Consider the following 14,993-nt stretch of genomic DNA (forward strand, 5'->3'; position numbering starts at 1 on the left):
TCGGTTATAGAGCAAAAAGGCTATTTAGTATTATCTCTAAATAGCCTTATTTATTGTTGACCCCTTTCTTTACTAAACACGCCTACTTTAACCTTCTATTTTTCTGAATTGTTCTCGGAATATTTCTTTATTGCGTCATGTTCGCGTAGAATAGCTGCATCTGTTATTTAATCAGTTTTCTTTCTACCTGCGGGTAACCCGAAAAGGTGACTATGAAATTTTTAATTTTTATTGTTGTCGTGGTGCTGATCGTTATCTATTTTTATAACCGTATCGTTGCATTGCGAGAAGCTGTTATTTCGAGCGAAACAGAGATTTCAGTTCAATTAGACCGTCGTGGAAAAGTATTTGATAGCTTATTGGCAACAGTTAAAAAATATTTAAGCCATGAAACCGAGGTGTTCAGCAAAATTACTGAACTACGGACACAAGCACAAAATGCGACAGGGGATAAAGCCCGCGAAGCCGAAGATGCATTATCAAAAATGGTGACCAGTGGGGCGATTAATGTCGCAGTTGAAGCTTATCCGGAGCTAAAATCCGATGCAATTATGGCAAATTTACAAGAAGAAATCGTTTCTTCAGAAAATAAATTGTCATTTGCTAAACGTGGTTATAACCGCTCATTAGAAACTTATAATGCGTATATTGCGTCTATGCCTGCGGTACTAATTGTTGGCATTATTCCTAGCTTAAAAATTTCCAAGGAATATTGGCGTCTTGATGAAGAAACCATCAAGACTGAGGAATCACGTCGCATTAATTTTGATTAAAAACCGCTTAACCGTTGAAGTTATCAATCATCGGAATGCCTTATGGTGTTCCGATATTATATGAGTGGTAGATAACAGGTCACATTATGGATTTTAGAAATGTCATTCGTAAAAATAATCTTCGCACGCGTTTGGTGGTGATGAGCTATATTTTTTTAATGCTAATTATTGGCTTATTGGCAGATATTGCAACACATCCAAATGAGCAATTGGACTTAGTCGATAATGCGATGATGTTTGTGACATTTCATGAATTACCTATCGCCACTTTTATTGTTTTAGGTTTAACCTTTCTTGGGCTGATTTATATTCATTTTAGAGGCCATAAAATGATGTTAGCTGGGATGAATGCCAGAGAAATCACCCAAGAAAATGCGAGTAGCCCTCAAGAAAAGCAACTTTTTAATATTATTGAAGAATTAAGCTTAAGTGCTAGTTTAGGTTATATTCCCCGTTTATATATTTTAGAAACGGATGAGCCGAATGCTTTTGCAGCAGGGTGGAATAAGCGTAATGCACTTGTGGGGGTAACCAGAGGTTTGTTACAAACACTTAATCGGCAAGAAGTTCAAGCCGTTCTCGCTCATGAAGTTGGGCACATTATTCACGGCGATTCAAAATTAACGCTGTATGTGGGGATTTTGGCAAACGTGATTTTAACGGTAACGAATTTATTTAGTCAGATTTTTATCCGAACAGCAGGGCGCAGCCGCAATAATGCTGCTAATAAAGCGCAAATGATCCTATTGGTTCTAAATTTTGTTTTACCGTGGATAACCCAAATACTCTATTTTTATTTATCTCGTACCCGTGAATATATGGCTGACGCCGCGGCAGTGGATTTGACTTCAGATAACCAAGCCATGATAAGTGCGTTGAAAAAAATCTCCGGTAATCATGAAACCCATGAATATGATAACAGTACCACAGGGCAAGCTTACCGCAAGGCCGCTTATATTTTTAATAAAGGCGATTCTGTATTTTCTACTCACCCTTCGATTGAAAATCGCATTGCGGTATTAGAAGGAAAAAAACAATTTTAGTGTATAAATGACATTTTGTACGCTCCGATTTACGGCATTTCCTATCCAATGGGTGTTTTTTTAGCGAACTTTGTTGAGGTATGCTGGAACAACACGCCATTACCCCCTATAATTCCGCCAACATAACATTTTTCTGTTGTGTATCTCATTTCTAAATATTTAACCAGGTTATCATTTTATGACTGACATAGCGCATCACTGTACCATTGTAGGTATATCGGGAGCCTCTGCATCTGGCAAAAGCTTAATTGCAAGCACGTTATACCGTGAATTAAGAGAACAGGTCGGTGATCATAATATCGGTGTTATTCCAGAAGATTGTTATTATAAAGACCAAGCCGATGTCCCAATGGAAGAACGTCTTAAAGTAAATTATGACCATCCTAACTCGATGGACCACAGCTTGCTTTATGAACATCTCAAATCACTGAAAAGTGGCCAAGCAGTAGAAATCCCGCAATACGACTATGTCGCTCATACACGTAAACAAAAAACCATCACGTTCAAACCTAAAAAAGTCATTATCATTGAAGGTATTTTATTATTAACAGATAAACGCTTACGTGGTGAAATGGATTTTTCTATTTTTGTCGATACACCACTTGATATTTGCTTGATGCGCCGTATTAAACGTGATGTAAATGAAAGGGGCAGAACACTTGATTCCGTTATTGACCAATATAATAAAACGGTTCGCCCAATGTTTTTGCAATTTATTGAGCCATCAAAGCAATATGCCGATATCATTGTTCCTCGCGGTGGGAAAAACCGTGTAGCGATTGATATCTTGAAAGCGAAAATTGGCGAATTCTGTCAAGATTAAACCGCGCAGAAATTAAAATAATGAAGGGGGAAACAACCATGCGTCTTTGTGACCGCGATATTATTCAATGGATGGATGATGGTAAATTAGTTATTAGCCCACGCCCACCAGTTGAACGAATCAATGGTGCAACTGCAGATGTTCGTTTAGGAAATCAATTCCGTGTTTTTCGTGGACACACGGCTGCATTTATTGACCTGAGTGGCCCTAAAGATGAGGTTAATGCCGCATTAGAACGCGTCATGAGCGATGAAATTGTTCTTGATGAGGATGAGCCATTTTTCCTGCACCCAGGAGAATTAGCACTTGCAGTGACGCTTGAGTCTGTTACGCTCCCTGATGACCTTGTTGGTTGGTTAGACGGGCGCTCTTCATTAGCGAGATTAGGTTTGATGGTGCATGTAACAGCACATCGAATTGACCCCGGTTGGCATGGGCAAATCGTGCTAGAATTTTATAATTCAGGTAAATTACCGTTAGCATTGCGTCCTGGCATGGTGATTGGCGCATTAAGCTTTGAGCCATTATCTGGTCGTGCCGATCGCCCTTATAATAGCCGACAAGATGCTAAATATAAAAACCAACAAGGTGCTGTTGGTAGCCGTATCAGTGAAGACTGATAACCGGTGAACTTTGCGGAAGTTGTTGTGTTTAATGGAGATTAAACCGGTAATTTCCGCCCATTTTCAGGGATAGGTGTGAGTTCATTTTTGTGGCGAGCGCAAGCGGAATTTAAGAGAGGGAAGGATGAAACGTTTTTTGACGACACTGATTATTTTACTTGTGGTGATTGTTGCAGGGTTAACAACACTTGTAATGTTAGTGAACCCGAATGATTTCCGTCATTATATTGTTGAACAAGTAGAGAAAAAAAGTGGTTATCAACTTGAATTCAACGGTGATATGCGTTGGCATGTGTGGCCAACCTTAAGCATTATTACTGGGCCTGTTTCCCTTACTGCACCGAATGCCGCTAAACCCATCCTAAGTGCAGATAATATGCGCTTAGATGTTGAATTATGGCCTCTCATTTCCCATAAACTCTCTGTTGAGCAAATTGTTATTGATGGTGCTGTTATCCGCAAGACACCCGATAGCGAAATCCAAACTCACCGTAACGCCCCTGTAGCGCCTGGTGGTGTGCCAACATCAACCTCTGCACAAGAGAAAAATGACTGGTTATTAGATATAGAAAAAATTAATATTTCTAATAGCTTAGTTATTTGGCAAACTGCTAAAGATGAATTTAACCTGCGCAACATTGATTTATCACTGAAGAAAAGTGATAAAAAACAGGTCGCAGTTAAATTCAGTGGAAATCTAAATAAAAACCAACAAGAGTTTGTATTTAATCTACGCGCAGATATCGATTTATCAGATATTAATCAAAGGATTAGTGGCAAATTAACTCAGTTTGACTATAAATTGAGTGGTGTTGATTTACCTGAAAGTGGAATTGAAGGGCAAATAACAAGTGATTTCCTATATACCAAAGGGAAAGTGGAAAGTGCGAGTTTAAGCAATTTGTTAATAACAGCTAACGAAAGTGGCCTATCAGGTAATGGCAGTATCCAATTAACGAATACCCCAGAAATTAGGGTTAATTTAGTCGCCGAGAAATTAGATTTAGATAATCTATTAGGAACAGCGCCTGCCAGTACCCGTGTAGAATCAGAGACGAATAATAACCGTGTCGGTGTTAAACCAGTTATTTCTGGTGCAAATCCTCAACAGTATGATTTATCAGGCTTGCAGGCATTTTCGGCCAATATCAATTTAGCCATTAACCAGTTAATCTATCGTGGAATGACGGTTAGTGACGTAGTTTTTGAGGCACAAAACCAAACACCTCGTTTAACTGTTTCAAAACTACAAGGTAAGGCATTTGGTGGTGATTTTTCATTACCGGTGACATTTAATTATAGTTCAACTCCTACTTATGTTTCAGCAAAGCCAGATTTAAAAAATATCGACTTAACACCGCTATTAAAAGCCTTCGATATGCCACAAAAATTAAGTGGAATAATTTCGTTAAATGCGGCGTTATCTGGTGTGGGTTATGATGACAATGCAGTAAAAAACCAGTGGCAAGGGCCTGTTAATTTTGAGTTAAGAAATGCCAAACTACAGGGGTTGAATATTCCGTTATTAATTCAGCAATCGGTTTCCAGAGTAACGAATAAAATTAATGCGCCCGTGAATACGGGGAACGTCACTGAGGTTGATTCCTTCACGGTGGCAGGTAAATTGAATAAAGGTACGTTGAACATTTCCTCTATGAATGCGATGTCATCCTTAGTTAACATCAGTGGGCAAGGTCGTATGAATATCCCTAATGAAACCATTGATGTCAATTTAGGGGTTAATATTGCGAATGGCTGGGGTGGGGATTCACGTTTAGTTCAACAATTGCAAGCTATGACCATTCCACTGCGAATTTATGGTAATTGGCATAATTTGAAATACCAATTAGATGTTGAAAAATTACTGCGTAGTGAGTTACGTACACAAGCTAAAGAAGCCCTTGGTAATTTTTTAAAGAAAGAAGAAAATAAAGGGCTCAACGATTTATTGAATGCCCTTTAAGACAACAAAACGCCCTTAAATGGGCGTTTGAGGTTGTTGGCAAAGCGGGATAAAAGCGTAGTTTTTCCCGCTTTGTGTTATCAGCCGAAAATCAATAGTAGCCATTTCCGAGACCATAATCTTTTCGCCTTTGCAGTTTATCTGCAGAGGTCCTTGACGTTTTATCAATCGCATAGTCTCCAGATAAAAAGTCATTTTTGTCTTGGCCTCTTTGAAACGCTGCGGTTGCATTAGTTAGTTTATCTTCTAATTTATTGAGTGTTTTTTCTTTATTACTATTGTGTTGATAAGTTGAACGTTCTAAATCTTTCTTATAGCTTTGAATGTTATCTTTTAATTTTGAGAGCTGATTATTCAATGTAGTCATTGTATTTTTAGATAAGATGACCTTACATCCTCGTCCATCTGAGGTGCCGATACTTTTTATTTTTTTTGCGATTGTTGATAAATTCTTAGATATTTCATTTCTCAATTTTTTAATATCTTGATTGTGTACGGTTTTTTCATCTGTTTTAGTGAGAGTACTAATAGACTGGTTTTTTGAAACTTCAATGTGAGCGTCTTTACTAGAAAACTCTTTCATTTGGCTGACGTCTGAAAAGCAGACTTTCTTTTTAGAGGTTACTGGGCATTGCTCCGCATTATTTTGAATGCGACTTGCTGTAACTGCAATTTTTCCTGGTGATTTATCAGCACTTTTATTAATATTTGATGTTTTTAATGTATTTACATTTAGAGGCTGGGTATTTACTCGCATAGCATGACCTTTATTAGAGTTTGGGTGTATTTAATTGCTATGAATTATTCAGTTTTTCAATGTTTATTTCTTTTAAAAAACGATGTCGGTTTTTTATTTAAGCGATTAAATCGCCATTTTCACTAAAATTAAGACAAAAAAATACCGACACAGAGGTCGGCATTCTTGTATTAGCATTAAAGGTTAGTCATCTTCAAATTCATATCCATCCCCCTCAGGGGCTGGTGGGGTGATTAACACTTTATTGACTCGGTGGCTGTTAACCTCAAGAGGTTGGAATATACAACCGTTAATTGTCACTTGTTCACCCACTTCAGGAACACGTTGTAAGTGTTCCATTAAAAGACCCGCAATCGTTTCATACTCACGTTTATCGTCTAATTCCATAGGGATAAACATGATCAGGTCTTCAAGTGGCATAAAGCCGTTGGCAATCCAAGTACCATCATCCAGTTTTTGAATGTCGTGGCGAGAGTCATTTTCTTCATCACCAACCGGCAAGTTACCTGCGATGGTTTCCATTACATCGGTCAATGTCACGATACCTTCGATAGAACCAAACTCATCCACAACAAAGGCAAAGTGAGTATGCGCCTTACGAAACTGCTCTAACGCTTTTAACAGAGACAACCCTTCTGGGAATATCAATGGTTGGGTAATCAATGCACGTAAGTTTAATGGCTGGCCTTTTAATTGCTGTTTAACCAAATCCATTACATGTACTACCCCAACAGGTTCATCGCTGATAGTTTCATCAATGACCACTAAACGCGAGTGTGGGTTTTTCTCCATTAATTGCAGTAAATCTGAAGATGATTTATTAATGTCGAGGTAATCCACATCATGGCGTGAAGTCATAATGCTTTCTACGTTACGTTGTGCCATACCGAGCACTCGAGCAATCATTAAACGCTCTTGTGGGTCAAAAACGGATTGATTATCAGCGATAAGATCAGAAGTATGTGGGTCTAATTCTCCACGTTCGTTATTACCACTAAGAATGCGTAATACCGCCTCTGCTGTACGTTCACGTAGTGGACGTGAGCCTTTAAGGAATTTACGTCGATTAAATTGGGCAAATTGGTTTAGGACTTCAATCATGATAGAGAAGCCAATTGCAGCGTATAAGTAACCTTTCGGTATGGCATAGCCAAACCCTTCGGCAACTAAGCTGAAACCAATCATCAGTAAGAAGCTCAAACACAGTATGACAATGGTTGGGTGCTGGTTAACAAAGCTCGTTAACGGTTTACTTGCCCAAATCATTAATGCCATTGCAATGGTCACAGCTGCAATCATTACACCGATATGGTCAACCATACCGACAGCGGTGATCACGGAGTCCAGTGAAAACACGGCATCAAGAACAATAATTTGCGCAACAACAGCCCAGAAATTCGATGTCTTTCTTTGGGTATTAGTGTGTTCGTCTTTCCCCTCCAACCGCTCGTTTAGCTCCATTGTGGCTTTAAACAAGAGGAATAAACCACCCACCAACATAATTAGGTCTCGAGCACTAAAGGCGTGATCAAAGAGGGTTAATATCGGTTTCGTGAGGGTAATGAGCCATGACAGGCTAAATAGAAGCACAATACGCATAATCAGGGCTAATAAAAGTCCAGTTACACGGGCTCTATCACGCAGCTTTGGCGGGAGCTTATCGGCCAGAATGGCGATGAAGACGAGGTTATCAATACCAAGAACGATTTCTAGAACGATAAGGGTAGCGAGGCCCGCCCAAATCGAAGGATCTGCGATCCATTCCATACAGTTTGTTTTACCTTCTGATATGACGGCTTATACCGACGAGTGAATAATGCGGTTTGTTGAACGAAATATCAATAAAAAATAACGTTAGTTGGACAATTCTTGACAAAAATGGCCTTGTATACGTCATCGATTGCATCAATAACTACCATGCAACACAATCCTAGGTTAATATGTGATCCCGTTAACAGAATGTCAGCACGGTCGAGGCTGACTTGGTCCTAATCAGACAGGAGTTGTTCATGTCAAAGCAGCAGATTGGTGTTGTCGGAATGGCAGTCATGGGGCGTAACCTTGCGCTCAACATTGAAAGCCGTGGTTACTCAGTGTCTATCTTTAATCGTTCTAAAGATAAAACAGATGAAGTGATTGCCGAAAATCCAGGGAAAAAATTAGTTCCCAACTATACAATTGAAGAGTTTGTTGACTCTCTGGAAAAACCTCGCCGCATCTTGTTGATGGTAAAAGCGGGTGAAGCAACGGACAAAACAATTGCCTCGCTGACTCCTCATCTGGACAAAGGGGATATCTTAATTGACGGTGGTAATACCTTATTTACTGACACTATCCGTCGTAATCGTGAATTATCTGAGCAAGGTTTTAATTTCATCGGTACTGGTGTTTCAGGTGGTGAAGAAGGCGCATTAAAAGGTCCTTCAATTATGCCTGGTGGTCAGAAAGAAGCTTATGAGTTAGTTGCACCAATCTTAAAAGAAATTGCAGCACAAGCAGAAGGCGAACCTTGTGTGACCTATATTGGTGCAGATGGTGCGGGCCACTATGTTAAAATGGTTCACAACGGTATTGAATACGGTGATATGCAATTAATCGCAGAAGCCTATTCATTATTAAAAGGTTCATTGAATCTGAGCAACGAAGAATTAGCTGGCATCTTTGCTGAGTGGAACAAAGGTGAACTGAGTAGCTATTTAATTGAAATCACAGCAGATATCTTCAAGAAAAAAGATGAAGATGGTAAATATCTGGTTGACGTGATTCTTGATGAAGCGGCTAATAAAGGTACTGGTAAATGGACTAGCCAGAGTGCGCTGGATTTAGGTATCCCTCTGACGTTAATTACTGAATCTGTATTTGCACGTTATATTTCTTTCTTAAAAGATCAGCGTGTTGCAGCTTCTAAAGTATTAACAGGTCCAGTACTGAAAGCGGTTGAAGGCGATAAAAAAGAGTTTATTGAAAAAGTTCGCCGCGCACTGTATTTAGGTAAAATTGTGTCTTATGCACAAGGCTTCCAACAGCTGAAAGCGGCATCAGAAGAATATAATTGGGATTTAAACTACGGTGAAATCGCAAAAATATTCCGTGCAGGCTGTATCATTCGTGCGCAGTTCCTACAAAAAATCACCGATGCGTATAACCAAGATGCAAAAATTGCCAACTTGTTGTTAGCGCCATACTTTAAACAAATTGCTGACGAATACCAGCAAGCACTGCGTGATGTGGTGTGCTATGGTGTACAAAATGGTATCCCAACACCAACATTCTCAGCTGCTATTTCTTATTATGATAGCTACCGTTCAGCGGTATTGCCTGCAAACTTAATCCAAGCGCAGCGCGACTACTTCGGTGCTCACACTTATAAGCGTACTGATAAAGACGGTGTTTTCCATACTGAATGGATGGAATAACCCGTCATCATTGATTGTTGATGACATGAAAGGCGCTAAGTTTAGCGCCTTTTTTGACTTTTAAGCACCGTAAAATGTTTAATTTATAACAATGAGTATTTTCTAAATTACATTTTATCGAGTCTAGGCATGGTTTATGCGTAATTTTCTTATCTTATTACTTTTATTAGTCTTACTTGGTCCATTAGGGATTGATTTATATTTACCAACAATACCTGATATTGCGAAGGATTTAGGTAGCAGTGAGTCGGTGATCCAGTCAACGATAGCACTGTTCATTCTTGTTCTGGGGCTAGGGCAATTGATTTCGGGCCCATTAGTCGATAGATATGGACGAAAACCTGTCGCGATTGCGGGTATGCTGTTATATATCATTGGTGCAGGTGTTGCTATTGTAGCAACAACACCTACTGTATTTATTGCATCACGTTTATTGCAAGGTGTTGCGGTTTGTTGTACTTCGGTAGTGGCATTTAGTTGTGTACGTGACCGGATGAATGGTACGGAAGCCGCTCGCGCTTTTGGTTTCTTAAATGGAACATTAAATATTGTTCCAGCATTAGCTCCGCTACTTGGAGGTTTGCTGGCAGAGGCATGGGGCTGGCGGGCACCGTTTTGGTTTCTTGCTTTGTATGCGTTGGTTATATTAGTGCTAATTGTTGCTTTTTTACCGGAAACACGCCCAGTTAATTTACCTAAAGCAAAGGTTATTCCGCTGAAAACCTATTGGCGAATTTTGGGAAATCATCAATTTATTATTTTTGCCTTAGTGAATGCAGGCACGATGGGGATGGCATTAACTTATGTGTCACTTGCACCAACAGTGCTGATGGGGGATGCGCGGTTATCTCCGCTAGCATTTTCTATTGTATTCGGCATTAATGGTTTTTGGATCATGTTTGCCAGTTATATTGCTAATTATTTTATTCATAAAATAGGGCGACCAACCTGTTTATTAGTGGGTAGTTTAATGATGGCATTTGGTTGCTTAGGATTATTGCTAGGTTTTGTCGTATTGCCGGTAGAAATACAAAGCCATTGGTTAGTCTATATGTTACCTGTCGCCTGTGCTTGTACAGGGCTGGCCTTTATGATGGGAACGGCAACCAGTTATGCTTTAGAACCCTTTGGTAATGAAGCGGGTACCGCATCTGCCTTAGTGGGTTTTGTACAAATGACCGGGGGAGCCGCTCTTGGGTTATGTGCCATTGGTTTGCCAATCGCCCCGAAATTATCACTGGCGATTGTGATGTTGGTTGGGTGTATTTTTGGTTTAGTTGCCAAAAAAGCCAGTTTGAGGTTAGCAGAGCCCCATTAATGATGTAAGAGCAGGACGATAAGCCTGCTCTTATTCATATTGGTTTAAATGGTTAGCCCATTAATGGTCGTGGGTAATTTAAGTTCTCTAATTTCAATATCTTTAGATTCTTTTAGCTCACCTTTAATAAAAATTTTAACTTTAACGGGCTTTAAGTCTCTCTCAATATTTACATGAAAACGGTTCATATGAGATGTTCTGAAATTGGTACCATGAAGTTTGTATTGTCGCGTTGTTCCATCTTCAAGATCGAACTCCAAATAAGAAGAACAAGAATCTAGCTTCTTATTGTCTTTATAAACCATGCCTGAAGAGCCATATAAAATATCTTGTACATGGTTTGATTTTTGTTTTTCAGGATCGGTGACTAAAATTTGCCCTTCAGGATCATAAAAACCGAGTACGGTAATAACGGGAACATCTTGTTTTATTGGTTTTTTGTGTAACCCATGGAGATGAGATTTAACCCATGACTTACCATCGGAAATATAGGTTATTTTTTCATTTTTCTTAATTTTTTCAGTTTCACCATTAAGGTGAACAGTCGTATCCCAGTCAGTACAAGTTTCTATTATGATGGTATCTTCCGCATTTCTAGACGATGCGTCAGGTAAATGTATATTTTTACTATGATAGTCATTACCTAATTTTATTTTTAGCACATCGTACTTTTCGAGTGCTTTACATAATTTGTATAGAGAGATATCTTCACCATTTTTAACTGGAACATTAAATTGGAGAAAGCTTGGTAATTCTAAATAGGCATCTTCCATTTTGCTTGTTTCAGAATTCCATTTTTGATAACCCGTTGAGGAATCACTATTAAAAGCGTGAAGTTTTTCTAGTCGCTGTTGGATGGCGGCTAATGTATTTGGCGTATAAAGTGAATAAGCATTATTGCTTTCATCTTTCGGGCTTCCACCATTCATTGCATCATGGTCTGCTATCCCAGACCGTTCAAAATTTGGGATAAACATATTGTTATCCGCGTCCCAGCCCCACGTTGAGTTCTTCTGATGAGAAGGGCGATGGATACCAAGTTCTGTATGCCCACCGTAAAAGTCAATAATATCAAAATTATGACCTAATTCATGGCTAAACTCATTGCCTATCGAATCCTCAACAGAAGCTAGCCCACCGGTATAACTACCCATCCCCCCATGGATAACCCTACCATTTTGATATTGGCCAACAGAGTTATAGACGACTATTTGCGGGGTTGGTACAAAGGTGGGGCCATCATCTGGTGAACTATTAATACCAGACGTCGCCATATGAATGCCTTCCCCATATGCCCAGCGAGTTATTTTTGAAATTGACTCTTCATGCCAACCACCATTTTCAGGAATAACCTCTTTTAAAATCGTTCCATCACCGAAGACAAATTGATCGACCCGTGTTGATTCATAGCGGTTTACGAGGAGTATTGAGGCTGGAATTTGTTGATAATATTGCCGATTAAGCTCGGGAGTATCCCTAAAATCGAATTTATCTCTCGGCTCAGTAAAAATACCAATATCCAAAAGATGTAATCTTAACATCGTTGGTGCACCTATCGTGGTCTTCGGTAAGATCCCCATTTTATTTTTATGTATAAAATCAATTTTTATATTAGGCTGAATATATTCACCGGGAATTGTTGTTGACCAAGTATTCTCCATATATTCAAGATTATTCATATGTTCAGGAAGGACTATTAATGGGTTATTTCTCCATTTCTTAGTCTTAGTAACAAAATCGAGATTGAGATGTTCCCCTTTTTTTAGCTCTAAATAGGTCCCATTAATATGAATCTTTGTGTTCTTACTTGCCGTTGTATTAAAGGTGATATAGCAATAACGATTGCCATTTGGTAATTTGATGGAATCAACCCAGTTTTCATCATTAATGTCTATTCTGATTTGTCTTTGATTTCGTAATAGTAAGTTTTCCATAAACTGAGTATTTTCTTGCATTTGCTCTAGTTTTTCTTTTTCATTTATGACTTCATCATATTCGAAACTTTTCCCTAAGCTCAGTTTTGATGCATCAGTATTGATTGACAATTTTCTCCAAATGCCTTTTTTATCGCAGACAAAATAAAGAAAATCTCCTTTTTTTAAAGTTATCTCCTTATTATTAAAATTAATTTTTTTCTTCTCCATAGACTCCGAGGAAAATTGTATTATTTTTGATTCGTATTGTTTATTGTTTGTTAATTTAATTTTTTTTACATCAGAATTATCGTGAATATTTATTTTTATACTTGAGTATCTTTTTAGCAAAAGGGGGAGCGCTATATCATAGTTTTCTATCTTATCTTTATTATGTAATTCATAATCAAAAGTTTTAGGAATTTTTTTACTCACAGACAGTTCCTTTAGTTTTTTGGTTTCAGGTTTTGTTTGCCACCTCCCGCTATTATCACAAATAAACTGGATAGAATGATTTTGTTCTATTGTATGATATTTATTACTATATCTGATAATAATATTTGAATTGGTACTATTATAAAAAACTATATTTTTGCCTCGGTATTTTGGGTTTGAGTTAAGATGAATAGGCTTAGTCCAATTATCGTATTTTATACCACTGAAATTAAATTTGATATTATCAGCTTTAGAAATAAGTTGATTAAAATAGTTGGGGCTTTCTAGTACCTTATTTAGTTGATTTACATTTCTGACTTCTAAATCAAAAAAGCTAGGTTTTTTAAAGTCTCGAGGCCTTAGATTTGTTTCATAAATGCTTAAATAGGATAGCTGGGGGAGTTTTGATGGAGGTGAAAGCTTTTTAATATATGACCCTGTTCCCTTACTATCTGTTATTTCTATATAAACATCTTCGTTATCGGGGATTTTATGTTGTGGCTTAAACATAATTAAGGTTTTTCGATTAGGCACTAATGTTGGTTGTATATCTCCTTCAATTCGATTAACAGCAGGAATAATTGAGTTTTGAGCAAAATAAACGCTTCCCTTTAATTCACCACTTGTATCACTGATTTCTTTATGTGTTATTGGGTCAATAAACTTATTTTCATTAAAGTAAATAGCTTTATCTGGTCGTATTCCACTACTGCCTTTTTCATCATTTCTATCTAAGTGAATAAGCGGATTGTTTGTTTTATATTCATGGGAAATTATTTCCACGTTTGATTCGCTATTTTCATTATTTAATATTTGAAATATTTCACAAATATTATTTTCCAAGCTTGTTGAATAAGGGGAGGCTAATGAGTTAAAAGGAGGGGTCTTAATAATATTTTGGATTATTTCGTTTTTCTCTATCATTTATTATCTTCCTGCTATTTTACAATTTTATGAAATAATTTTCATATAATTTACAATAAAATTTATTAATTATGTGTTTTTTATTTGAAAGTTAGTCTTAAATACTATTCGTTTATTTTCTATTAATTATTAATTAATTATTTGAAAACTATTTTCTATGATATTATTTATACATGTAATTTAAATAATAACGGTTTTGTTAGGATGAATAACATGTTGAATCCATTATTAAAACAACCCCGAGTGGCTAAAGGTGATGTATTTTGAACGCGAATACATCACCATAGAATGCGTTCTATGGTAAATATAAACGAATTAAAAGGTTTAGTGCCATGAATCAAAAACATTGGTCAAAATACGAACTACTTCATGAGGTCGTACAAAATCCCAATATCCATATTAAAGGTAAGCATAGTTATTACAGCGGCTGTTGGGATAGCGGTTTTGAGCAGTCAGTTGTGCGTTATTTACAAGGTGACGAACAAAGCCGAGATTGGCAGCTAGCATGGGATGTTGACCAACTTTATATCGGTGATTATGTCTGTATTGGTAGCGAAGCTGTGATATTAATGGGAGGGAACCATACTCACCGAATGGATTGGTTTTGCTTATATCCTTTTCTTGAATTTATTGAAGAAGCTTATGTAGGAAAAGGCGACACAGTGATTGGTGATGGAGCCTGGGTTGGCATGCGTGCCTTTATTATGCCTGGAGTTAAAATAGGTGAAGGGGCTGTAATTGCGGCTAATAGTGTAGTGATCAAAGATGTCGAGCCTTACTCCATTGTTGGGGGGAACCCTGCAACAACCCTTAAATACCGTTTTTCACCTGAAGTGATCACTGAATTATTAGCACTGAAAATCTACGATTGGTCGGAGGAAAAATTTACCGCATTAAAGCGGTTTATTTGTAGCTCAGATTTTGTGGCATTAAAAAATGCCAGCCAGAAATATGACCAGCGATTGATTAGCTAGCTTTTCTTATTAAGGTTAAGGGGGATTCTGT

Annotated in this window: 11 protein-coding genes; 8 read left to right on the forward strand and 3 right to left on the reverse strand. The window is 37.8% G+C overall.

What is annotated here, in order from left to right:
• Window positions 1–212: 212 nt before the first annotated feature.
• The 5 genes from PSE72_RS05160 to asmA all read left to right on the forward strand — a co-directional run bounded on the left by PSE72_RS05160 (window position 213) and on the right by asmA (window position 5,225).
• The gene (locus PSE72_RS05160; protein WP_115167688.1) at window positions 213–773 is read left to right on the forward strand and encodes a LemA family protein; all 561 of its coding nucleotides are present in this window, start codon (window positions 213–215) and stop codon (window positions 771–773) included.
• Window positions 774–859: 86 nt separating this feature from the next.
• Window positions 860–1,816 carry a zinc metalloprotease HtpX gene (gene htpX, locus PSE72_RS05165; protein WP_115167687.1) on the forward strand — a complete coding sequence of 319 codons (957 nt, stop codon included), beginning with the start codon at window positions 860–862 and terminating at the stop codon, window positions 1,814–1,816.
• Between the two features lie 178 nt (window positions 1,817–1,994).
• Window positions 1,995–2,639 carry a uridine kinase gene (gene udk / locus PSE72_RS05170; RefSeq protein ID WP_004256495.1) on the forward strand — a complete coding sequence of 215 codons (645 nt, stop codon included), beginning with the start codon at window positions 1,995–1,997 and terminating at the stop codon, window positions 2,637–2,639.
• A gap of 38 nt (window positions 2,640–2,677) precedes the next feature.
• On the forward strand, window positions 2,678–3,259 hold the full coding sequence (gene dcd / locus PSE72_RS05175) for a dCTP deaminase (RefSeq protein ID WP_115167686.1): 582 nt from the start codon (window positions 2,678–2,680) through the stop codon (window positions 3,257–3,259).
• Window positions 3,260–3,386: 127 nt separating this feature from the next.
• Window positions 3,387–5,225, forward strand: coding sequence for an outer membrane assembly protein AsmA (asmA, locus tag PSE72_RS05180; RefSeq protein WP_115167685.1), 1,839 nt, complete (start codon window positions 3,387–3,389; stop codon window positions 5,223–5,225).
• Window positions 5,226–5,316: 91 nt separating this feature from the next.
• Here the strand turns inward: asmA and PSE72_RS05185 are convergent, their stop codons facing one another.
• A complete protein-coding gene (locus PSE72_RS05185; protein WP_115167684.1) occupies window positions 5,317–5,982 on the reverse strand; it encodes a hypothetical protein in 666 nt (221 codons plus the stop codon).
• A gap of 183 nt (window positions 5,983–6,165) precedes the next feature.
• Entirely contained in the window at window positions 6,166–7,749 is a 1,584-nt protein-coding gene (locus PSE72_RS05190) for a TerC family protein (protein ID WP_115167683.1), read from the reverse strand.
• A gap of 242 nt (window positions 7,750–7,991) precedes the next feature.
• On the opposite strand from PSE72_RS05190, the gene gndA reads away from it, so the two are divergent.
• Window positions 7,992–9,398, forward strand: a complete 1,407-nt coding sequence (gene gndA / locus PSE72_RS05195; protein WP_004909277.1) for an NADP-dependent phosphogluconate dehydrogenase — start codon at window positions 7,992–7,994, stop codon at window positions 9,396–9,398.
• 136 nt (window positions 9,399–9,534) lie between these two features.
• On the forward strand, window positions 9,535–10,716 hold the full coding sequence (locus tag PSE72_RS05200; protein ID WP_115167682.1) for a multidrug effflux MFS transporter: 1,182 nt from the start codon (window positions 9,535–9,537) through the stop codon (window positions 10,714–10,716).
• A 44-nt stretch (window positions 10,717–10,760) separates the two neighbouring features.
• On the opposite strand, the gene PSE72_RS05205 is transcribed toward PSE72_RS05200, so the two are convergent.
• Window positions 10,761–13,988 (reverse strand): M66 family metalloprotease, encoded by a 3,228-nt coding sequence (locus PSE72_RS05205; protein WP_272690918.1) that lies wholly within the window; start codon window positions 13,986–13,988, stop codon window positions 10,761–10,763.
• A gap of 332 nt (window positions 13,989–14,320) precedes the next feature.
• Here PSE72_RS05205 and PSE72_RS05210 point away from each other — a divergent pair, with 332 nt between their 5' ends.
• On the forward strand, window positions 14,321–14,962 hold the full coding sequence (locus tag PSE72_RS05210; protein WP_115167679.1) for a CatB-related O-acetyltransferase: 642 nt from the start codon (window positions 14,321–14,323) through the stop codon (window positions 14,960–14,962).
• Window positions 14,963–14,993 lie beyond the last annotated feature (31 nt).

The sequence above is a fragment of the Providencia sp. PROV116 genome (genome assembly GCF_028482485.1).
Classification (GTDB): domain Bacteria; phylum Pseudomonadota; class Gammaproteobacteria; order Enterobacterales; family Enterobacteriaceae; genus Providencia; species Providencia rettgeri.